This is a genomic window from Lentzea atacamensis, assembly GCF_003269295.1.
Lineage (GTDB): Bacteria > Actinomycetota > Actinomycetes > Mycobacteriales > Pseudonocardiaceae > Lentzea > Lentzea atacamensis.
The window spans coordinates 74,352-95,734 of sequence record NZ_QLTT01000011.1 but is presented as its reverse complement, the minus strand read 5'-3'; the positions used below and the strand labels follow the sequence as shown (position 1 = coordinate 95,734).

At 64.8% G+C, this 21,383-nt stretch carries 24 protein-coding genes; 13 read left to right on the top strand and 11 right to left on the bottom strand.

Going from position 1 to position 21,383, the window contains the following annotated elements; translation table 11 throughout:
• Positions 1-21: 21 nt before the first annotated feature.
• From C8D87_RS37285 to C8D87_RS37265, 5 genes are all read left to right on the top strand, one after another.
• Entirely contained in the window at positions 22-654 is a 633-nt protein-coding gene (locus C8D87_RS37285; protein WP_233442476.1) for a TetR/AcrR family transcriptional regulator, read from the top strand.
• Between the two features lie 31 nt (positions 655-685).
• Positions 686-988 (top strand): PEP-utilizing enzyme, encoded by a 303-nt coding sequence (locus C8D87_RS37280; RefSeq protein ID WP_233442475.1) that lies wholly within the window; start codon positions 686-688, stop codon positions 986-988.
• A gap of 503 nt (positions 989-1,491) precedes the next feature.
• Positions 1,492-3,957, top strand: coding sequence for an EcoAI/FtnUII family type I restriction enzme subunit R (gene hsdR / locus C8D87_RS37275; protein ID WP_146771986.1), 2,466 nt, complete (start codon positions 1,492-1,494; stop codon positions 3,955-3,957).
• A 381-nt stretch (positions 3,958-4,338) separates the two neighbouring features.
• On the top strand, positions 4,339-5,835 hold the full coding sequence (locus tag C8D87_RS37270) for a class I SAM-dependent DNA methyltransferase (protein ID WP_112230680.1): 1,497 nt from the start codon (positions 4,339-4,341) through the stop codon (positions 5,833-5,835).
• The gene (locus C8D87_RS37265; protein ID WP_112230678.1) at positions 5,832-6,971 is read left to right on the top strand and encodes a restriction endonuclease subunit S; all 1,140 of its coding nucleotides are present in this window, start codon (positions 5,832-5,834) and stop codon (positions 6,969-6,971) included. Before C8D87_RS37270 ends, C8D87_RS37265 begins: the two co-directional genes overlap by 4 nt.
• Positions 6,972-6,988: 17 nt before the next feature.
• Here C8D87_RS37265 and C8D87_RS37260 read toward each other — a convergent pair whose 3' ends face one another.
• Both C8D87_RS37260 and C8D87_RS37255 read right to left on the bottom strand, forming a co-directional pair.
• Positions 6,989-7,663, bottom strand: a complete 675-nt coding sequence (locus C8D87_RS37260) for a JAB domain-containing protein (protein WP_112230676.1) — start codon at positions 7,661-7,663, stop codon at positions 6,989-6,991.
• Positions 7,664-7,682: 19 nt separating this feature from the next.
• Entirely contained in the window at positions 7,683-9,353 is a 1,671-nt protein-coding gene (locus C8D87_RS37255; RefSeq protein ID WP_170166728.1) for a DUF262 domain-containing protein, read from the bottom strand.
• A 352-nt stretch (positions 9,354-9,705) separates the two neighbouring features.
• Here C8D87_RS37255 and C8D87_RS37250 point away from each other — a divergent pair, with 352 nt between their 5' ends.
• From C8D87_RS37250 to C8D87_RS45440, 3 genes are read left to right on the top strand one after another with little or no spacing between them, the layout of a single operon-like run.
• On the top strand, positions 9,706-10,437 hold the full coding sequence (locus C8D87_RS37250; RefSeq protein ID WP_112230672.1) for a hypothetical protein: 732 nt from the start codon (positions 9,706-9,708) through the stop codon (positions 10,435-10,437).
• Complete coding sequence (locus C8D87_RS49355) at positions 10,434-10,697, top strand: WhiB family transcriptional regulator (protein WP_112230670.1); 264 nt, start codon at positions 10,434-10,436, stop codon at positions 10,695-10,697. The genes C8D87_RS37250 and C8D87_RS49355 overlap by 4 nt, the downstream gene beginning before the upstream one ends.
• Entirely contained in the window at positions 10,694-10,891 is a 198-nt protein-coding gene (locus C8D87_RS45440; RefSeq protein ID WP_146771985.1) for a hypothetical protein, read from the top strand. Before C8D87_RS49355 ends, C8D87_RS45440 begins: the two co-directional genes overlap by 4 nt.
• A 112-nt stretch (positions 10,892-11,003) precedes the next feature.
• Here C8D87_RS45440 and C8D87_RS37240 read toward each other — a convergent pair whose 3' ends face one another.
• Complete coding sequence (locus tag C8D87_RS37240) at positions 11,004-11,552, bottom strand: hypothetical protein (protein ID WP_112230668.1); 549 nt, start codon at positions 11,550-11,552, stop codon at positions 11,004-11,006.
• Positions 11,549-12,283 carry a recombinase family protein gene (locus tag C8D87_RS37235; RefSeq protein WP_112230666.1) on the bottom strand — a complete coding sequence of 245 codons (735 nt, stop codon included), beginning with the start codon at positions 12,281-12,283 and terminating at the stop codon, positions 11,549-11,551. Before C8D87_RS37235 ends, C8D87_RS37240 begins: the two co-directional genes overlap by 4 nt.
• A 202-nt stretch (positions 12,284-12,485) precedes the next feature.
• Between C8D87_RS37235 and C8D87_RS37230 the strand changes: the two genes are divergently transcribed.
• The 4 genes from C8D87_RS37230 (at position 12,486) to C8D87_RS37215 (ending at position 17,018) form a co-directional block, all read left to right on the top strand.
• The gene (locus tag C8D87_RS37230) at positions 12,486-13,382 is read left to right on the top strand and encodes a squalene/phytoene synthase family protein (protein ID WP_112230664.1); all 897 of its coding nucleotides are present in this window, start codon (positions 12,486-12,488) and stop codon (positions 13,380-13,382) included.
• A 27-nt stretch (positions 13,383-13,409) separates the two neighbouring features.
• Complete coding sequence (locus C8D87_RS37225) at positions 13,410-14,417, top strand: polyprenyl synthetase family protein (protein ID WP_112230662.1); 1,008 nt, start codon at positions 13,410-13,412, stop codon at positions 14,415-14,417.
• 340 nt (positions 14,418-14,757) lie between these two features.
• Positions 14,758-15,378 carry a hypothetical protein gene (locus tag C8D87_RS37220; protein ID WP_146771984.1) on the top strand — a complete coding sequence of 207 codons (621 nt, stop codon included), beginning with the start codon at positions 14,758-14,760 and terminating at the stop codon, positions 15,376-15,378.
• 524 nt (positions 15,379-15,902) lie between these two features.
• Positions 15,903-17,018 carry an oxygenase MpaB family protein gene (locus tag C8D87_RS37215; RefSeq protein WP_146771983.1) on the top strand — a complete coding sequence of 372 codons (1,116 nt, stop codon included), beginning with the start codon at positions 15,903-15,905 and terminating at the stop codon, positions 17,016-17,018.
• Positions 17,019-17,067: 49 nt separating this feature from the next.
• Here C8D87_RS37215 and C8D87_RS37210 read toward each other — a convergent pair whose 3' ends face one another.
• From C8D87_RS37210 to C8D87_RS46455, 4 genes are all read right to left on the bottom strand, one after another.
• A complete protein-coding gene (locus C8D87_RS37210) occupies positions 17,068-18,168 on the bottom strand; it encodes an NAD(P)-dependent alcohol dehydrogenase (protein ID WP_112230656.1) in 1,101 nt (366 codons plus the stop codon).
• Complete coding sequence (locus C8D87_RS37205) at positions 18,165-18,635, bottom strand: DUF4334 domain-containing protein (protein ID WP_112230654.1); 471 nt, start codon at positions 18,633-18,635, stop codon at positions 18,165-18,167. The genes C8D87_RS37210 and C8D87_RS37205 overlap by 4 nt, the downstream gene beginning before the upstream one ends.
• A gap of 179 nt (positions 18,636-18,814) precedes the next feature.
• Positions 18,815-19,009, bottom strand: a complete 195-nt coding sequence (locus C8D87_RS37200) for a hypothetical protein (protein WP_233442474.1) — start codon at positions 19,007-19,009, stop codon at positions 18,815-18,817.
• A 163-nt stretch (positions 19,010-19,172) separates the two neighbouring features.
• Positions 19,173-19,331: a hypothetical protein gene (locus tag C8D87_RS46455; protein ID WP_170166727.1), complete on the bottom strand. Its 159-nt coding sequence runs from the start codon at positions 19,329-19,331 to the stop codon at positions 19,173-19,175.
• 110 nt (positions 19,332-19,441) lie between these two features.
• Here C8D87_RS46455 and C8D87_RS45435 point away from each other — a divergent pair, with 110 nt between their 5' ends.
• Positions 19,442-20,077, top strand: coding sequence for a hypothetical protein (locus C8D87_RS45435; RefSeq protein ID WP_146771982.1), 636 nt, complete (start codon positions 19,442-19,444; stop codon positions 20,075-20,077).
• Positions 20,078-20,262: 185 nt separating this feature from the next.
• On the opposite strand, the gene C8D87_RS37195 is transcribed toward C8D87_RS45435, so the two are convergent.
• From C8D87_RS37195 to C8D87_RS49345, 3 genes are all read right to left on the bottom strand, one after another.
• Positions 20,263-20,463, bottom strand: a complete 201-nt coding sequence (locus tag C8D87_RS37195; protein WP_112230652.1) for a hypothetical protein — start codon at positions 20,461-20,463, stop codon at positions 20,263-20,265.
• Between the two features lie 56 nt (positions 20,464-20,519).
• Entirely contained in the window at positions 20,520-20,780 is a 261-nt protein-coding gene (locus C8D87_RS49350) for an integrase core domain-containing protein (protein ID WP_411711529.1), read from the bottom strand.
• A 242-nt stretch (positions 20,781-21,022) separates the two neighbouring features.
• On the bottom strand, positions 21,023-21,340 hold the full coding sequence (locus C8D87_RS49345) for a transposase (protein ID WP_411711528.1): 318 nt from the start codon (positions 21,338-21,340) through the stop codon (positions 21,023-21,025).
• Positions 21,341-21,383 lie beyond the last annotated feature (43 nt).

Genomic DNA, 21,383 nt, shown 5'->3' with positions numbered 1-21,383 from the left:
ACCTTTGTTAATCTTGACAATGTGTCCGAGATAGCGACTCCCCGGCGTCGGCGGCGCCGCTCCGACGCCGACCGCAGTGCCGGCGCGATCCTGTTGGCCGCGAAGGAGATCCTGGCCGCCCAACCCCACGGGAGCGTCGAGGACATCGCCGCTGCGGCCGGGGTGAGTAGGCAGACCGTCTACGCCCACTTCAAGACCCGCGAGGCACTCATCGGCGCGGTGATCGACGTGATCACCGGCGAGGCGGTCGCCGAAATGGATGCCGCACGTCTGGACGAGGGCCCGGCGGCCAACGCGTTGCTCCGCCTGCTCGACGCGAGCTGGCGAACACTTCAGCGCTACCCGCTACTGCTGAGCATCGCCACCACGGCCGACGTCGAAGCGGACCACGCTCGCCACCAACCGGTGGTCGACCACCTCGACCGGCTGCTCACCCGAGGCCGGCGATCCGGCGAGTTCACCACCGACGTCCCCGCCCCGTGGCTCGCGACCGCCGTCGTCACACTCGGCCACGCCGCCGGAGACGCGGTGAACGCGGGAAGGATGACGCTGCCGGACGCCACCGAAGCGCTCGCCAGGAGCGTTCTGCGCGTCTGCGGCGTCAACCCGGCCACGATCACCGATCTCGTTTCAGGTTCCGAGCCCAGGACCTGATCGATCACGTGGCGACGTGGAAGGGGCACGGGTGATCCGCGATCCGGCCGGTGCGCACATCGATCCGGGCGAGATCCGCGTGGCGCCGACCACGGATCCAGGCTGGACACCGCTGTTCATGACGGCAGCCGGTCTGGTGACGGAGACCGGGCCGACCGTCGCACACGGCGCCGCCGTCGCCCGCGAGTACGGCATCCGGCGGTCATCTGCGTCCGGAACGCCACGCACGAGATCAAGACCGGGCGGCTCACCACGGTCGACGGGTCAGCGGGCACGGTACGGCTGGAGAAGGCTGACTCCACGTTTCGCGAACCTGCCGCACCGCCTCGGCTGAGCGGGAGCCCGCAGGTTCGAGCCCTGGGTGCCTGCCCAGATGAAGTTGGAGATGAATCCCCAGGACACCCAGAAACCCCAGGTCAGGGCATGCATGAGGGGTTCCGTTGGTGCAGAGTCATCTCCTGCCGGGGGGCACCATATTGATCAAGCGTTTCCGCATGTCAGCCCTGTTCCCCAAAGGCCAGCATGGAGCCGAAGGCGCCAATCTTCAGGTCAGACCTGGTCCACCGGTCTCGTACAGGGGTGCGGCTCAGCGTTAGCCGCTTCGACGGCGCGCGCTTCATGGACGAGTGTCGAGCTCCGGTGGCCACTCGGCGAGTCGTTAGTGACTGCTGTTACGTCCGGTGCCCAGGCAAGCCCGATAGAGCTCACCTAACTCCCGTCACTAGCCCGGCCTGGTGAGTGGGCCGCCAGTGAGCGGCATGTCTGCGGCCTCTCAGGGAGAGGCTGATCTCACCAACTGTGGGGACAGCCGCAGTCAGCGGCACTACTCTTCGTTTGGTGACAGCTGAGCAGGGGATGACAGAGGACGAGACGTGCCGAGCATTGGTCATACCCGCCCTCACGGGTTCCGGGTGGGCTAGTGATCAGATCCGTCCGCAGTTCCGCATCAACAATGGGCGGCTTACACCTACGCCGAAGCGCCATGTCGATGGCGACCCTCTGGTTGCAGACTATGTGCTGGAGTATGCACCGGACGTCCCCATCGGGGTCGTCGAGGCCAAGCGCTATCGCGCCGATGCCAACGACGGTGTGGAGCAGGCTCGTCGGTACGCCGCCAAGCTCGGTCTGTCCTTCGCTTACGCCACCAACGGCCGAGAGATCGTGGAGATTGACTACAGCGGTGCTGCTCCCACGATCCGGGAGATCGACCGTTTTCCCTCGCCAGAGGAGCTGTGGAGTCGCTATCTGGCCGACCAGCAGGCGGACTCCATCATCGGACGCGAGCTCCTGGCCGCACCCTATGATCACACGCTGCGGAATTCAGACAACACCGCAAAGCGGCCCCGCTACTACCAGCGCGTCGCGGTAGCCCGCACCCTCGCGGCCATCGCAGCAGGGCAGAAGCGGATCCTCCTCGTGCTGGCCACTGGTACGGGAAAGACCATGGTGGCCCTTCAGACGGTCGCCAAACTCTACAGGTCTCAGTGGATCTCGGGCCGCAAGCCCAGGGTTCTGTACCTGTCAGACCGGTCGATGCTTGTCGACGACCCCAAGGACAAGTACTTTCTTCCTGTCTTCGGCCCGGACGACGTCCACAAGATCAGCGGCGAGCCAGTGCGAGGACGGAAGATCTACTTTGCTCTCTACCAAGCGCTGGAGAAGGGTGACGAGGAAGAACTTTTCCGTCGCTACGAACCCGAATACTTCGATCTGGTCATCGTGGATGAGTGCCACCGAGGCAGTGCCAGAGATAATTCGCAGTGGCGCCGTGTGCTGGAGCACTTCTCTCCTGCGACCCAGGTTGGGTTGACCGCTACCCCGATCAGCAAGAAGGAGGCCGATACCTTCGACTACTTCGGCGAGCCCGTCTACACCTACTCGCTGGCCGATGGCATCGAAGACGGCTTCCTGGCGCCATACCGAGTGCGCCGGGTCCGGCTCAACGTAGACATGGAGGGTTACCAGACTGAGCCCGGACAGCGGGACAAGTACGGCAACGAGATCCCGGAGGGTGTCTACGGCCCGAAGGACTTCGAGCGGGTCATGGTGATCCTGGAGCGCACGGAGGCGGCAGCGCAGTACGTCATCGACTACCTGCGATCCACCGCAGAGGATGGCAGGCACGGCAAGACCATCGTGTTCTGCGAAGACAACAACCACGCCGCCCGCATGCGCACGGCTGTCTTCAACGCGGCCTCGGCGGAGGTGCAGACGCACCACAACTATGTCGTGCGGATCACCGACGCCGACGGCCCCCATGGTCGAGCTCTGCTGGATGACTTCCGCAAAGACGACTCCGATGAACCAGTGATCGCCGTGACTTCGAAATTGCTCAACACCGGCATCGACCTGCCAGCCGTGCGCAACATCGTCCTGTTCCGGCGTATCGGCTCGATGCCCGAGTTCAAACAGACCATCGGTCGGGGTACCCGTCTGTGTCCGGAGATCGGCAAGGGGTCCTTCGACATCATTGACTTCGTTGAGGCAACCCGGCTCTTCAACGACCCTGGGTTCGACGGTCCTCCGCTCCGCGTCCTACGCGATACAGCCGACGAGCAAGGACACTTGATCGGGAGCGCACCAGAGACCCCTGAAGGCGACGAGGTCGACCCGGAGAGCGTGGCCGAGCCTGAGGCCGCGTACGACCAGACGGACGGCGGCAGCTTCGACGAGCGCCTGGCAGATGACAGGGTCCACGACCCTGACGAGGTGGACCGCATCCAATCCCGCGGCAGGCGCTACGTGGTCAACGGAGTACATGTATACAAGTGGGGCGAGCGGCGCTACCAGCTCGACACGGACGGCCGGACGATGAGGCTGGTGACCATCCAACAATGGGTACACGACCGCGTACTCGAACTTGACCTCGCACCGGACAAGCTGCGCTCCCAGTGGGCCGTCGCCAAGAGCCGGCGCGAACTCATGGCCATCCTGCACGCCGCCGACGTCGAGGCGGAGGAACTTCCGGAAGAGTTCGGTAGTCCAGACGTCGATCCGATTGACCTGCTCCTCAACGTCGCCTGGGGATTGCCGCTGGTCAGCCGGGAGGAACGGCTGTACCGGTTCCTGCACGAGCACCGGGACTTCCTGGATTCCTTCCAGCATCAAGCTCGACAGGTGCTGGAGGAGATGTTGCTGAAGTTCGCCGAGCATGGCTCTCCCCAGCTCAAGCCGGAAACCCTGGGTGTCCGTCCCTTCACTGAGATTGGTTCGGTGGTCGAGCTGGCGAACCGCTTTGGCGGCGCGAAGCCTCTTCACGAGGCCATTGACGAGCTCAGCAAGCGGCTGCTGGAAGCTACGTAAAAATAGGCGGGTCGAACTCACCACGGACAAGATCGAGGAACGTGACACTACTGCGTGACAACACCGTTACGGGCGCGTCGAGCGCGGGGCGGTGCCAGTGGACCAGGCAGTAGTGAACCTCGCAGTCACCGAGGCTCTGGAGCGGGGCTGACTACCCGGCGACGCCTCCTGCACACGGCCAGCGGCTGGGCACGCGAGCGGAACTCAGTATCGAGCGGGCACTTCAGGGGACGCAGCAACCGATCGCTATCGTGACGCCACCACGCTCCGGCGGGCCTCACCGACACTCCTCTCGACTCGACGCCGCGCTCGACGTGCTGCGCGGATCGCCGTGCGAGACATCTGACAACAGCGAAGCCGAACTGAAGCAGAAAGACTGAGATGGCGTCCACCAAGAAGAAGACGGCTGTGGCCACCACGTCAAGGGCGCGACTCGCGTCCGTCATCAAGTCGGCACGCGACACCATGCGCAAGGACGCCGGGCTTAATGGTGATCTCGACCGCCTCCCCCAGCTTTCCTGGCTGCTGTTCCTCAAAGCGTTCGACCAGCGTGTCGAGCAGGTAGGACCGCTGCTTGACCCCGACTATCGTCCGGCGATCGAGGAACCGTACCGATGGGAGAACTGGGCGACGAAGCCGGACTTCAGCGGCAACGAACTGAAGACCTTCGTCAACGACGAACTCATCCCGTATCTTGCCGGGCTGAAGGGCTCCGACGGCGATGCCGATGATCCGCGGAACGTGCTGTCGACAATCTTCAAGGACGTCGATAACCGCATGCAGTCTGGGACCCTCCTACGGGACCTGGTGAACCTAGTGGACGAGATCCACTTCGACTCCTCGGACGACATCCACACGATGGCGTTCCTTTACGAGTCGATCCTCAAGGAGATGCGAGACGCAGCCGGCGACTCCGGCGAGTTCTACACCCCTCGTCCCGTAAACCGATTCATGGTGCAGCAGTCATTCCTCGGCCTCGGAGAGTCAATCCTCGACCCGGCCTGTGGCACCGGCGGCTTCCTGGTTCAGGCGTACGAGGACCTGGTAAAGCAGGTGGAGACCGACACCCAGCGCAGACGCCTGCTCGACGACATCCGCGGCATCGAAAAGAAATCTCTCCCGTATCTGCTGGCCAGTATGAACCTGCTACTGCACGGCATCGGTGCGCCACGGTTGGTCCGAGAGAACGCCCTGCTGCAAATGCGGGACGCGACAGCGGCGGACCGGGTGGACGTGGTGTTGACGAACCCACCGTTCGGCGCCGAGGAAGAACGGTCGGTCGTCGAGAAGTTCCCGAAGGGGTACCAGACTCAGGAGACCTCGTGGCTCTTCGTCCACGCCATCCTTGACCAGTTGAAGAAAGATGGGCGCTGCGCGATCGTCCTGCCGAACGGAAGTCTTTCCGACGGCGGCGTCGGTGCACGTATCAAACAGAAGCTGATGAAGGAATGCGACCTGCACACCATCGTCCGCCTGCCCCAGGGAGTCTTCGCGCCGTACACCCCGATCCCCTCGAACCTGCTGTTCTTCGAGAAAGGCCGACCGACGAAGGAGATCTGGTTCTATGAGATTTCCCTTTCCGAAGGACGCCGCAGCTACACCAAGACCAAGCCCATGCGGTTCGAGGAGTTCGAGCCGTGTGTGAAGTGGTGGGGCGGCGCAAAACGGGAGGGTCGTGAAGAAGGCGGCTACGCGTGGAAGATGTCGGCCGCCGAGATCGAGAATGCCGGATTCAACCTAGACATCCCGAACCCGAATAGCGCAGAGGACCTGACGCACCGGTCACCGGAAGAACTTGTGACCGAGCTCATTAAGACAGAGAACGAGATTCTGGGGCTTCTTGATGAGCTCTACGATGAACTGCGGAGCACTGTATGAAGCTCACCGACTACCGCGTTGCAGAGATCATGAGTCTCGTCCGCAGGCCAGTCGATGTCCACCCTGACGGGGTCTACCACGAGATCGGGCTTCGCTCGTTCGGCAACGGAGTCTTCCACAAGCCACCTGTACATGGCGAAGAGCTGGGAACCAAGAAAGTATTTCACATTGAGCCAGGCGATCTTCTCTTTAGTAACGTATTCGCCTGGGAAGGCGCCGTAGCGCTAGCATCAGATCGAGAGATTGGGAAGATCGGTTCCCACCGATTCATGACCTACAGGGTTGATGCAAAAAAAGCGGATTCTCGATACCTTATGCACTACTTCTACGGCGGCCCCGGACTTAGGGTGATCCGTGAAGCTTCCCCTGGTTCAGCTGGACGAAACAGGACGCTGGGAATTAAGAATTTCGAGCGCCAAATTGTCCAACTGCCAGATCCAGACGAGCAGCGTCGCGTTGCCAACAAACTTGACGCAGCACTGTCACGAATCGCGCAGTTTTCTACTTTGCGAAATCATTCCAGCCAACTCGCCCAGCAGCACCAGGACTCACTGCTTCGACCTATAGAAGAACTAGCGCCACTTTCCGCGGCACTGCGTCCGAGTAGCGACTTCGTAGACGTGGCCCCCGAAGAGGACTACCAGACTGCGGGCATCCTCAACCGCGGGCGGGGCCTTTTTCGCCGTCCAGTCACTTCCGGCAGCGACACGAAGTATGCTCGATATAACCGACTACATACAGGTCAGTTCGTTTACAGCAAACTATTTGGCTGGGAGGGCTCACTCGCCGTCGTTCCGGCAGAGTTCGAAGGCGTCCACGTCTCGCATGAATTCCCTACGTTCGACATCGATCCTTCCGTCGCCGACGTCGAGTACATGTCCCACCTCGCTCGTTGGCCTGGGCTACACGATGCTCTCAAGGACAAGGGAACGGGTATGGGGTCCAGGCGGCAACGTGTGAACGTCGATCGACTTCTTGCTACTACGGTCCCGCTTCCCAGTCTGCCCGAGCAACAACGCATTGCGCGGCAACTCAGCATCGTTCGGCAGACGACTGAAGCTGGAGCAGAACAACTCGCACAAGTAGCGGCTCTCCGCCCCGTCCTCCTCAACGCCGCGTTCTCGGGGCAGCTGTAGTTAGCCCGAGCTGGTTCTCAGCTGGGGCTGGCCTCCACCCGCCGCCACTCCCGGTCCGTAACCACCACATGGTCCAGGAACCGAAGCCCGACCGCTTCCGCTCCCGCCGCCAGGCGGGCTGTCGTGCGGCGGTCGGGCTCACTGGGCTCCACGCGGCCTGTGGGGTGGTTATGGGCCACTCCGAAGGCCGTGCCACTCGTGGCCAGGACCAGGGTCAGCACATCGCGTACATGAAGAAGAGAGCGATCAACCGCACCCTCGGTCAGCGTCGTCTTCCGCAGTACCGCGCCAGCTGCGTCGCACACCACGACCACGACCCGCTCATGCCTCAGGCCCCTCAGCAGCGGTGCTGCAATGCTGGCCAAGTCGGCGGATCCGCGAACGTATTGCCGACTCTCGACCGCGGCTGGTGCTGCCCGGCGCCCCAGCTGAAAAGCGGCCGCGATGCGCGTCGCCTTCGCTGGCCCCATCCCCGCTAGCCCCGCCATCAGCTCGTGTGCCGGCGTTCGGGAGAGTTCGTACAACCCGCCGTGTTGAGCAATCAGCTGCCCCGCCAGTTCCACTGCATCGCAACCGCCCGTGCCTGAGCCGATCAGCAGGGCAAGGAGTTCGCGGTCGGAAAGCGCTTCCACTCCTCGGTCCAGCAACCGCTCTCGAGGCCGGTCAGCAACCGGAACATCCGTTATCCGCATTTCGCCTCTACCCCATTCCTCAGTCCACAGAATCGCGGTCGATCGGTTCCTCTAGAAGGGAGTCGGAGTCCGCTTCCTCCTCCAGCCCCTCGTCATCGGGCAATGACTCCGCCTCACCCCTCGCGGCAGGGCTGAGCGATCCCGCCGCTCCACCGATCAACTGCATCAAACGCCGGTGCAACGTCTCCGACCTCACGCGCAGAAACGTGTCGTAGTCGTCCCGCAGTGCCGCCTGGTACGCGTCTTCCTCCACCAGGCAAGTGCTCAACCGCTCACGTAGCGCTCCCTCGCCCTCGATATCGGCCAGGTCCCGCAGATACTGCGAGGGCGGCCGATCTGTCACCCAGATGTTGCTGTGGGAGGTCAGCATGACCAGGTTGCCGCAGACGTTCGCCCCAGCACTGCTCACCCCGCGCGATCGCAGATACGCCTTGGGAAAGAAGTGGTGGAACTCCTTGTCGTTCTGCCACGACAAGGCCTTTCCCACGTCGATCCGTTGCCCGGTGAGCAGGTCCAGTGGGTCCTCGTACGCAAGAAGGAGAGCGAGGAGCTTGCTCGGTGCGTTCCGTTTGGAGAATGGGCTCCGTCGCCACAAAGCGCTCCGCGGGAGCGCGGCACCGGTTTCGATCTCTTGGGCCTCATTCTTGGCGAAGGCAGTGATCGCCTGAAGGTCCGGGCCCATCTGGGCCTCGCTCCAGCCCTTGAAGTACTCGCCACTCGCGGTCAGCCAGAACCAGCGGCGCAACGCGTCGTACTGCGCGGACGAGGGCTTAGGTAGCTGTCGGAACACCTCAACGAGTACCGCGAACTGGTTATAGTAGGGAAGAGCGTCGGCCTTCGGTGTACGGATCTGAGTGCTGAGGAAGTCCACCGCCCTCTCGGCTGCCTTCGCTGCCTCGGCGACGGCTCCCCGCAGCCGTTCCTTGTCGAGTTCTCTCAGACGGTTGATGTCCTTTGTGGAGAACCCGAATCCGGCAGCAACCGCGATCGTGCGGAGCATGGTCTTAGTATCGACCCGGCCGTAGCGCTTTGCGTCGAGGACCTGGAGCAGTGATTCGATCTCCTCCTTGAGGTCGAAATCGGGACTCCACGTGCCGGCTCGCGCTACGTCGACGATGTTCATCGTCGTGCCCGTGCTGTTAATCCGTACGAAGACTTCTGCGGACTCCTCCGCTGACATGTGGTCCAAGGTCACCACTGGCACCAGGTAATTGGCGAACTGCTCGTACAGCTCAGTCGCGCGCTCGCGCAGCCCAGAGGACAACTCGGCTACTTGCCCGAAGAGGGAACCAGCAGAGCTCACCTTCCGCATCGGGATAATGTGCGGTCCCGTCGGGCTCTCCGGGGTGCGCTGGAAGAAGCGTTCCTCCTCCAGATCGAAGGCGATGTCCCAGAGACCAGTACCGCCGTGCAGTGCGCCGATGATGCTGGCGAGCCTCTGCTGGCCGTCGAGGATGTACTTGACCGGACGACCGGGACGCGGCGGGTCCACCTCCAAGCCCGCGACGGTCTCCTCGCTGGCGAGTTGCTCCGTGGTGTCCCACAGCAGCAGGCTGCCGATCGGGTAGTTGCGTAGGACCGAATCCAGGAGGTGGAGGATCTGGTGGGGCCCCCACACGAACGCCCGCTGGTATTTCGGCAGCACGATCTCGCCGGTCAGCACACGGTCCGCGAGCCGGGAGACCGGCACGATCGTCGGTTCAGGGCTGGCGGACTGGCGCCTGCGGCCTGTTGCGCTCACTGAGCATGCCCCCATAGTCCAGGATCTTCGGACGATTGTTCACGGTGAATCCTACGGAGCAGCACCGACAGACAGACGTGCTTGAGGCCGCGTCGGCATCCGGTCTGGGCCTATATCAACGATGTGTCAGTTCACCCTCGCGAGTGGCCCCCGAGGCGACCAAAGGGGGAGTTCTACGTCGGGCTGCACGATGCGACGCACAAGCGACACGCCACCCGTTTTGGTGAATCCGTGCCACCGGACGCCGCAGGAGGCGGATTTGGCGGTGAGATGGTCCCCCGCCCCGAAAGGCACCTCCCCGATGACCTCGCTCTCCCCTTCGCACCTGGACGTGATCGAACGGCGATTCCTCGCGATGACCGCCGGCCCGCAGCCGCTTACCCTCGACTGCGCGGCACTCGGATGCGGTTTGCCCAACGAGGAGCTGTCCCTGGACCAGGTGCGCGTATTGCTTCTCAAGCGGCAGACGAGCTGGGTGACCAAGGACGCTGTGTGGCAGGAACTCGTCCGACGGGCATACGCGACGCCGGAACCGTGGACGACGGTGGCCGCCGCGATGATGATGCCGGGTCTGAAGCACATCGCTGGAAAGCTGGGTTCCCGCTTCTGCGGTGACCGCAACGACCTGGACTCCGAGATCCTCGAAGGCTTCCTCCAAGCACTCGACGTCGCCGACGCCCGGTCGCCGAAGATCTTCGGGCAGCTCTACTGGGCGGCGTTCCGGCGCGGCCACGAAGCCTGCAACAGCGAAAGGCGGCGAGCGATGACCCGGTCCGAACTCACCGACACCGCAATCGACACCCGCACAGTCGACGGACACCCGGACCTCGTCCTGGCAGGAGCCATGCTGTCCGGTGTCATCACACCCCACGAAGCCGACCTCGTGTCCGATGTGCTCCTCGACCACGGAGACCGATCAACCGCGGCCAAGCAGCGCGGGATAAGCCGCCACCAGGTGGCGGCACAGCTCAACACCGCCTCCCGCCACCTCGCCGACTACCTCCTCGGCAGCCCCCTTCGTCCAGCGGTATGACCACACACATCGCGCTGCGTGCACTGAAGTGGCAGGTGCACGCAGCATGCCGAAACGCAGACCGAGAAGTCGACTGGATCGACGCCGAGCCGGGAAGCGCGGCCACGGCGGACTGCAAAGCGATCTGTCGCCTATGCCCAGTCCGCCTCACCTGTGCCATCACGGCACTCACCACTGGCGAGAGCTACGGCGTGTGGGGCGGCATGGACCAAGTCGACCGCGAAGCGCTCAGACATGCCGAGGTCCAGGTCGCAGCATGAACACAGCTCCCGATTCCAGGCAGCGCGCCCGCCGTCAGCAGCAACACGAAGCCGTGGGCGCCGTCTTCGAAATCAACCTCGTTGACGGCGCCGAAGCTGAGCGCCTCGGACTGCAACAGGCGGCGGTCATCCGCGACGTAGTGCTGTGGCACCACCGAAACGGCAGCGCGCCGCCGCACGCGAGCGCTACCTGACCACTACAACGTGAAACTGGCCTGCACGACCAAGCATCCAACCTGAAACCGCTGGTCAGCCCTGTTCCCATCCTTTGGTGCTCCCGCCGGGGGCACCACGCAGACCTGCTCACTACGAGCAGAGCGTTGCTTCGGAAGGGCCGCGACCGCCTCGGTTGCGGCCCTTTCTGCTGTTTCGACCGTGTCTCCGATCAGGGTGATTTCGACACACGGCAGTCCTCGTTTCGTAGTCGTAGTGGATCTCAAGCCGAAGCGCCTCGAACAGCGGTCGCGACACCTCGGTGGCGGCCTCCAGGCTGCGAAGCAGGTTGGTCGACCTGGTTCGGTTGTCACGCAGCGCGCGACCGATCGCCGCGACTTTGTCCTCGCGCTCCTTCTCAGCGGCCTGACCTGGTCGGCCTTCCCCGCGGCGAAGAGGCTGCGACGGTAAGGGCCGAAGACCCTCGTGCACCAGGAACTTGTTGAGACCAACCAGCAGCTCGTCCTCGCGCACGCGGAACATCGGCGGATGACCGTCGGGGCGATAGGCCTTCTTGGGCTGGCAGCCGTAGAAGACGGTTCCGGCGTGGTTGGCGTTGCCAAACAGCCGCCGGAGGCAATGCAGGCATGACACGTAGCTCCGCAGGCGGTAGACCCGCTTCGACTCCGGAGCACTGTTCAAGCCAGGGCTTGTCCGCGACCGCTCGCGGCGAGCCGAGACCTGCTGGGCTTGGACGAACGTTTCCAGGCTGATGAGGGCCTCGTGCGTCGGCTCGACCGGCCAGACCCACTCCGCGACCGGATGACCTTGTTCTTGCCCGCACCCTTGCGCGCGCGGCGGTTCCAGAGCATGTGCCCCGTGTACTTCGGGTTGGTCAGGACTTCCCGGACGCTGGAGTACGTCCACAAACCGACAGCACGGTCCGGCTCGACCGGCGTCGGCGGTGGATTGAGCACGAGGTCTTCGTTCAGACGATCCGCGATTGCCTGGTAGCCGAGACGCTCGGTCGTGCGCCACAAGTACTGCCGCTGGACACAGGGACCCTCGACAGAATGAATCAGCAACCGGGTCTTCTTGATGCCCTTGGCACGCTTGGCGGGAACGGGATGCGGCACAGGGTCGGCCCTGAAGCCGTAGCAAAGCTTGCCGACGTCATAACCCTGCTGAGGGTGAGTCTCGAACCCGCCCCAGCTCTTTTCGAGCATCTCCAGCACGTACCACTCGGTGACACCCTGCTTGACCCGTCGAGTCAGCACCTGCGTCGCCGTCTTGGCCCGGCGGCCGACGTCGCCGAGCTGGAACCGTTCGTCGGCCGCGATCAGCCGCACACCGAGCTGCTCAAGGCGACGCTCGATCTCATTGGAGATGTACGCCCGTCGGCCGACACGACCGATCTCCTCACAGATGACCACGTCGAACAGCCGCGCTGCCGTTTCGTCAGCAGTCGCTGGCGGCTTCGTGATGGACCTGGTCGTACCACCTATGTGGTTGGTGTCGTACGCGTGGAATGTCTCGCCCGGTGGAGTGAGATCAACTGGTGATGCCGGGGCTGCGGGGTGGTGGTTGTGGATAGTTGGTCAGGCTTTGTGGTTCGGGGAGTGATGGAGGCCTGCGGTGTTGGTGCGGCGTTGGCTGGACGCGGCGGGTGTCGTGGATCCGGTGTTGCGGGAGTGCTATCTGTTCTGCGTCCGTGATGTGGCTCGGCGGGATGACGGGTTCGCGAAGTTCCCGTTGCGGGCGCTTCCTGCCGCGTTCCGTCCGTACATCGCCGCGGCGATCGCGTTGGGGTATGCCGCTGATGACCGTGCTGACACGGGCTCGGTCGAGGGGCGGCGACAGCGGCTGGACCAGTGGGCTGATGCCGCGGCTACCGCGCTCGTCGACGAGCACTCCACCGACCCGGTCCTGCACGCGGCGGCGAACACATGGCGTGTGTGGGACCTGCCGTCGTCCATTGTGGAGGAGATGGTGGGGGCGATGCGGCGAGACACCGCGTTCGTCGAGTTCACCACCTACGAAGAACTCCGGGTGTGGTCGACGGCGATGACTGGTGGCTTGTTCACCGTGCTGGCGCTGATCGCGCAACGCCTCGGTGTCAGCGGGAACGTCGTGCCCGTGTTCCGTGAGCTCGGGCAGCTGGCCCAGCTGGTGGACCTGCTCTGCGACCTGTCCGACGACCTGCGTACGGACCGGCTGTACCTGCCGTTGGAGGATCTGGCGCGGTTCGGGGTTCAGGCCGAGGAGTTGAGGGCCGCGCACTGGACCTCGGGCACGGCAGGGCTGCTGGCCTTCGAAGCTGATCGGGTACGCCGTCGCATGCCTGTCCTGGTCGCGGAACTGGAACAGCTCCTGCCCTGGCCGGTCGCGGGCGCGATCGGGGAGTATTGCGAGTTGCATGTGCGTGAGGTGCTCGCCTCTGGTCCCGCGTTGCTGCACCGGCCCATTCGCCCCAATCCCGCCGAGGCGCTGGCGGTGTGGTTGCCGTACTGGCGTTCCGCTATCCCCTGCTGACCACACGCCCCGGACTGGAAGGACATCATGTCGATCGTTGAGCAGGCAGTGGGCGAGGCGGTCGACCCCTCGCTGGTGGACTTGGTCAAGGCCGAGCTGCGGCGGTTGGTCGGCAAGGAGGACGGTCCGCTGGCGGTGGAGGCCATGGACGCGTTGTTCCCGACGGGAAAACTGCTGCGGCCGGTGCTGTGTCTGGAATCGGCCGCCGCGGTGGGTGGTGACGTGCACTCGATGGTGCCGTTCGCGGCCGGCTTGCAGTGCGTGCACGTGGCCAGCCTGGTGCACGACGACATCATCGACCGCGACCCGGTCCGCCGAGGTAAACCCTCCACCGCCGAACAGTTCGGGATCAACGAAGCGCTGCTGGTCGGTGACGGACTGGTGATGATCGGAGCCAGCGCGATGCTTGACGCACGCGACTCGGGGATGCCGATGGACCGTATGGAGCGGGCGTTGCGGGTGGCGTTCGACACCGGCAGGGAGATGTGCCGGGCAGCGTTCCAGGAGGCCATGATCCGCGGTGACCTGTCCTGCGGGATACCGGCCGTGTTGGAAGTCGTCCACGGCAAGACCGCGGCCCTGTTCGGCGCTGCCTGCCAGGCAGGCGCTGTCTTGGCCGACGCACCGGGCAATCAGGTGGCGTGCTTGCGGGAGTACGGCGAACAGTTGGGGGTCGCGTTCCAGCTCCGCGACGACCTGCTGCCCTACACCAGCGACGAACACACCGCGGGAAAGACCGCGATCAGCGATATCGCGAACCGGCAGCCCAACCTGCCCGTCCTGCTCGCCTACGACGCCGCCGGCCCCGCCGACCGTCAGCAACTCGAAGCGATCTTCCGCGGCTACACCGATGTGCACACCGCGCACGCCCAGACACGAGAGATACTGGTCCGCACCGGCGCGATCGACGACGTGATCGAACGAGCGCGGACCAGCGCGGAACGCGCTCAAGCCGCACTCGCCGAACTACCCCCGTCAGCCAGTCGAGACCGCCTCACCGCACTGGCCGCCACCGCGGTCGACCGCGACCGCTGAGCACGAATCTCGTCACGGGTTTCGGCCACGTGTTCTGCTGCCCGGGGATCACTGGCTGGTGAGCGTGGGCCGCGTCTCCGCACGATCGAAACCAACGCTCAAGACCGGCTCAACGAGGCACCGAGTCTTTCCAAGACAGACGCTGGGCCCGTCACTACGGTCGGTCGGAGGCGTTGTGGGTCCCCGAACAGGTGGGAAGTGCCCTCGTTGGAGTGTTTTCGTGGTGACATCGGGGTCAGCGAGCGGTTGGAGCGGGACGATCCCCTGTGGACTGTTCGTAGCTCGGTAAGGAAGGCAGCTGACGATGGGTGTCTCTCGGCGATCGGTTCTAAGTGGCGCGTTGACGTCCCCGTTGTTGGCCCATGCGGCGATGGCGCCCGCGGCTGCTGATGCGTCCACCACGATCGGCGTGGGCGAAGGGGGATGGATCGAGATCGTGTGGGCTCCGCAGGCGCAGGCAGAGATGGACCAGCGTGGCGCCACGGTGGAGGCCATTGCCCCGGCTGAGTTGATCGAGCGCAATGGCGGACGGGGAATCCGGTTCCCGGTGCGCTCGGCCCAGGGTGATCCCTCTCTCAGCAACCCTGCTCACACGCAGGGCACTGGCGTCGCAGACGGTGGCTTGATCTTGCGCGTCGCGTCCACCGAAGTACGGGTTACCCGGTTGGCGGGCGACGTACGGGACGAGCAGATATCGGGTCGCTACATGGTCAACGATGTTGATGCCGGCATGCAGCCGGTGTTCCGTTGGCGTGCGACAGAGGGCGATCTCGCTGTCGTTCCCGGCGCGCCGGGTAAGCCGGTGGAACTGAAGATATCTGATCTGCCGGTGCGTCTGACGTCAGAGATGCTGGACTTGTGGACGACGTCGGCTCGTTCCTACGGCTTGCCGAGTCTCTCCGCCGATACCGTGGTCGCTCACGTCACGGCCCAGGGCCGTTTCGTTCCGCCCACGTCGTGACCGACTTCCGGCCGGGGCATCACGTGGTGTGTACCCCGATCGGATGGCGTCTCCCCGGCATGGCTAGTGCAGCGAGGCGGTCCCGGCCGGCTGACACCACGTCCAGGTCATGTATCAGGCGGGATAAGACCTGTCGATCTATCGTCGTGATCGTGATGACACACCCCGCCGCGCGGCCGCGGCACACCCCGATGCGTCGGTGCCCAGGAGGACCAACACACCGGGGTGTGCTGCGCATGGGCTGTCCGCGACTGGCGGTGCCAGGCCGCACAGCGTCGTCATCGGCGCGGGGATCGGGAGCACCGCACCGCTCTCTCGGCGGGGACGATGTGAACCGGGCATGGTGATCAGCGGTCGGTTTGCGTGATGCCGGTATGGAACATGTGGGCAGACACGCGGTGTTGAACAGTGGTGGCGTGTCGGGAGCACTGGGCACACACGGAGGCGCACCCGCCGGCCACGCCCGGAACACGTCCGTGCCGGGGCAAGCGCAGGCGTGGCCGTCGCGGCGGGGTGATCCGGCGGTGATCCGGCGGCAGTTCGGTGCCCGTGCCGAGTTGCTCGCCCGCGCATTGCGGATCGGTGATCCCCTGGCCGACGACGTGATCCCCGAACTGGCCGCGTTGGGTGCCCCGGCGCGGGAGCAGCTCAAGCAGGGGATCCGTCACGGGTTGGCGTCATTGACCAATCCGCCCCCGGCGATCGCCGCTCTGCTGCGTCAGGCCGAGACCGTGCCGGACTGGGCCACCCCGCAGGCGCTGGCGCGCGGGTCCCGCACCTTTTTGACCGTGGCTCCGGAGTTCCACTGCCTCGGGTTGGGGCCGCGGGCGGTCCTGCAGACCTATCTCTCCCCGTCCATCGCCGAGGTGCTGGTGCATACCCGCCGGTTGGTCGACGATGCCAGGCGGCGGCTGTGGGAAACCTTCGGGTGGGTGTTCCACTCGATGCTGCCCGGCGCCATGGCCGTCGGCAGGGACGGCTACATCGCTACTTTGTACGTGCGGCTGCTCCACGCCCGGGCCCGGGTTTTCGCCGTGCGCGGCGGGTGGGACGCCGATCAGTGGGGTGCCCCGCTCGGGCAGGTGGACCTGGCCCGTACCTGGCTGGACTTCACCTTGCAGTGCTACCGCGCGCTCACCGCGGTCGGTTTCGACTTCACCGCCGACGAACTCGCCGGCACCTACGTGCTGTGGCGGCGCATCGCCGGCGTCCTCGGCATCGATCCCGCCCTCACCGGCCAGATCAGCGACCACGCTCAAGCCGAGCGATTGCTGGCTCTGCTCACCGCCACCGACGAGGCCCCCGGCGAGCCCACCCGGACCCTGATCACCGCCAGCGTGCAGGCCTTCGTCGACCTTGCCAGGGACCAGTTCCTGTTTCCCCCGCCCGCCGATCGGAAGGCCATCTACAGCCAGATCCTCCACCTCAACGGCGACCAGTTCGCCGACACCTACAACTTCCCCCGCACACTCACCTACCCTGCCCTTCCCGCCGCCGTGACCGTTGCGCGCGCACTCCGGCAAGCGCAACGCGCCAACCCCCTGGAATGGGAACTGAACATCAAACGCAACGAGCTCGACACCCGCCGCATGCTCGCCAGGATGCCCGCCCCTGCTGAATACGAGCTCGCACTCGACTAGCCCCGAGCACACGTCGCGTCAGCCGGGCGTCCTGGCGGCGGCACCGCTATCAGCACGGCATCTCAGGCATCAGCACCGCTTTGACAACCTCGCCCGCCTGCTGGGCCGCTACTGCTTCGTTGATCTGTGCCAGCGGGAAGGTCGTGATGAGCTGGTCGACGGGCAACCGGCCCGCCGCGTAGAGGTCGAGGAGGTGGGGGATGAACGTCTGGGGCACCGCGTCGCCTTCGACACAACCACGCAGGGTTTTCCCGCCGTACAGCAGGTCCAGTACATCCACTGTCAGCTCGGCAAGCCCCAGGCCGACAACGACCGCGGTCCCGGTCGGAGCGAGGGCCTTGACCGCGGACGCGATGACCGCAGGCACGCCCGTGGTGTCCAGCGCATGCGTGCTGCCGCCCCCGGTGAGGTCGGCGATCGCGGCAGCGACGTCGATGCCGGTGGGGTCCAGTGCGTGGGTGGCCCCGAGCCGCAGAGCCAGCTCCCGCCGCGGCGCGGAGGGGTTGACCGCGATGGTCCGTGCGCCCGACCCGTGGGCGGCCAGCAGTCCGGCCAGTCCGACCGAACCGGTGCCGTACACGACCACAGTGGAGGATTCGTCGGGCCGCAACACGTTGAGCACCGCACCAGCACCGGTCTGGAAACCGCAACCGAACGGGGCGGCGACGGCCAAGTCCACTCCCGGATCCACCACGACCACGTTGTCCTGATGCGCCAGTGCGTAGCCGGCGAAACTGGACTGACCGAAGAACCCCGCCATCACCGGTCTGCCGCCCGCGCACACCATGGGACTTCCGTCACCACGACGACCGAACGCATTGAGCGCCTGCCACTCAGCGCAGTAGGCGGGCCGCCCCGCCACACACCTCCCACACCGGCCACAACTGCGGAAGCTAAGCACCACATGATCACCCGGCCGGATACCAGTGACGTCCGGACCGACCTCCTCGACGACGCCCGCACCCTCGTGGCCGAGCAACACCGGCGCTCCGAGCGCGCTCGCCAGCCGACCGGTGAGGTCGGTGTGGCAGACGCCAACCGCCACGACACGGACCAGCACCTCGTCGCCGACCGGATCGGCTACCTGGATCGGCTCGACGGAGAACGGACCAGCCAAGCCACGGGACAACGCAGCCGTAGTGGTCCTCACGCCTGCCGCTCCAACAGAAAGTAGAAGTGGTGCCCGTTGTGCAGGACCGGGGCCTTGCCGTTCATCACACCCAGCAGGATGTCTTCGTCCACCCGCTTGAAGTGATCAAGGACCGGCATGGTGTCGTACACGACCGTCGCTGTCACCTCACCGCGGAACTCGACGTTCCACAGGCTCGCCTCACCACCAGTCAGGTCCACATTGGAGTAGAGGCTGCCGTCCTCGGCACGGCAGATGAGCGGTTTCACGTCGTCGACAGCGTTGAGGTGCTTGCCGTACCACCGGCACGCCACCAGCAGCACACGCCACGGATGGCCGGTGGCGAAGCTATCACCCTTCCAGCGGCCGAGGATCTCCTCCGCACACACCGGCGCCAACGCGTCCCACAGCGCATCCAGCTCAGCGGCGTCGACCGCATCCGCGCCCCGCAACTCCGCGATCCGCGCCGCGACGTCTGTACCAGTCATCGATGTCCTGTCCGGAGTCCCGACCCAAGCAGTTCTACTCGTGATCACACCGAAGAATGGTGATCCACGGTCAGCGACGCCGCGACTTGAACCGTCGGCCTAGAACACCTGTGGTTACCCAAACACGGCTCAACAGGCCTGGCCTGCGCATCAAGCCGCTGCCGACTCGTACTCGTTGATCAAGCCGCCGACCGCTCGCCGACGACGTACGTAGCTACAGCCGGGTTCTGGGATCGGGCAACCCGGTCGCGGTGGAGTGTGGTGCCGCTCTCGGTGTGGTCGACGGTGTTGTAGTGGGACACCTGGCGGTTCAGCACTGACTTGAGGTGACGCTCGTTGATGATGAGCAGCCGGTCGATGAGTCGTTCAGCCATTCCGCACTTTCAGCGACGCAAGATGCGTGAGCGTAGGCCGGAACCCGGTGCACTACATCACGACATCGGCTGCCGACAGGGCCTCGGTGTCCATTGGTGTCGCCACGAGCAGCTGGCTGTCACACGCCTCTCGAACTGGCGGCACCGCCACGATGTCGCCGAGTTACCTGACGCTGCCGCGTCGGATGGCGATGTCGAACAGCGCCTTGCCGTCGATCTCGTCCGGCATGTACCGCGGCGGTCGGCAGGTCATCCAGGTCAGCCCGGCGTGCGTCACAAGGTCGGCGGCGATCTGGACACCGGTGTTGCCGCCACCGACCACGGCGACCTTCTGCCCAGCGAACTCGACCGAGCGATCTTGACCAGCTGACGGGCAGGGGCAGCGCCGATCCGCAATCGCGCCCGCAGGTTCTCAGCAGAGATCGGCTTCTGATGAGCGGCACGATGAGCTGCATCCTCGGCTCTCGCCCCGTCGAGGTACGCCTCTATCGGGTAGCCGTGCGTCGCCCGCGCACGCGACTGGTGCGGGTCCGGCTCAAGACGCTCGGCTTCGTTCAGCTGTATCCCACACTCCGTGACCTCCTGCTGCTGGTTGTCGTGCTGGCAATCGGCACCTGCACAACCAGCAGCAATCGACGGAGCAGCTACCTTGATCGCGTGCAGCACACCTGGGCCGACCTCTGCCCAACCGATCAGCAACAGGGGCCCAACGGCGTCGAACGCCGCCTTTCCGTACTCGCCAGCGGCGATAGGGTCTGCAATGTTCAACGCCAACGTGACCGCGCTCGCGAACATCAACTGACGACGAGCTGGACGCAGAACCTCGTCGGAGGCGCCGGCGAGTGCGAGGTGCCTGATGCCGAGCAAGAGACCAAGGATCGACAGTCAGTTCGCCAGCCCTGCGCCCCACCTGGCTGTTCATCGCCCACCCCGCGGCTCGTCCACGACGAAGCTGCTCTCAAGCACCAACTTGCCGGTCAGACGCTGAGCCGAAGTGGTGAGCAGGTCTGCATGGTGCCTTGCCGGGGGCACGCAAAACATGGGCAACATCAACAGGCGAGCGGCTGATACTCGAAGACACCTTCAAGGTGTGAGTACCAGCCGCTCGCCTGTTTCGTCTGCTCAGCTCGATGTTGGGCCATCTTGGCTCCTCACCCACCCATCGGACTTCGTCGCAGGGCCGCGCTGCGCGCGGCGCCTTGAACTCAGCCACCTGCGGACCGATCCTCACCGGCTACCCGTCATCGGACGAGTCAGACGAGGGGTGGTGCCATCACGCATGCTCGCGGGCAGCCGGGGGAAGGTCCGCGCCGGATGTAGTGCCACTGCGAGACGAACACCACGATGGTCAGCACAAGGCTCAGCGAGCCCCAGGACAGGAACGCCGTCCAGTCGTCGAGCAGGAATACGCCCGCGATGATCGCGAAGACCAGAACCGCGCCACCCGTCAGCACTCCACGCCAGGTGAACTGGACCGCCCCGGCAAAGTTGGAGGCCGGATCAGTTGGTTTCAGACTGCTGCGCCGATGTCGGCGGCCGCCCGGTGGAACGTCTCCTCGCACTCGGCCGGAAGAGTGTTCCCGCAGTAAGAACGTAGCCTTTCCGAGTTGTACCAGGAAACCCATTCCATCGTGGCCAGCGTCACGTCCGTCGCATTTTTCCAGCCTCCGCGGAAGTCGATGAGCTCCTTCTTGCAGAGACTGTTGAGCGACTCGGCGGCGGCATTGTCATACGAGTCGCCTTTGCTGCCGACCGAGCGCGCAGCGCCGATCTGGTCAAGTCGTTCCGCAGAGCAGATGGATGTGTATCGAACGCCCCCGTACAGACCACGCCCAGGCCCGTGCCACCCCCCTCGAGACCTCCTTCTTCAACCATTCATCCCGGACCGCGCGAGCCGACGGACTCGACTCCCGTTTCTTCGCCGCCCAATACGTGGACGGCGCACACTCCAGCACAGCACAGATCGGCTCCACACGAACTGCTCGCGATGGATATCAATGAACTCGACTGGCACTAGCGCGGCAGCCTGGGGTCGAGTTCACGGGCGAAATACGCCGACGCGCCCTTCAGAATGTCGTTCACCCGCCGCAAATCACGCACTTCACGTTCAAGATCGGCGATCCGCTGAGCATCACTCGTCGACGTCCCCGGCCGTTTCCCGCCATCGACCTCGGCCTGCCGGACCCACGTCCGCAACGCCTCCCGATGCACCCCGAGCTGATCCGCAACCCGAGCGATCACACCCGTCCGCTCGCCCTGCCCACGCAACTCAAAGACCATCCGAACCGCACGCTCCCGCAGCTCAAACGAGTACTTCCTCGGTGGCGCCATAGCTCCTCACCCCTTCCAGGTATCAGAGCCTCCACCCGACTCG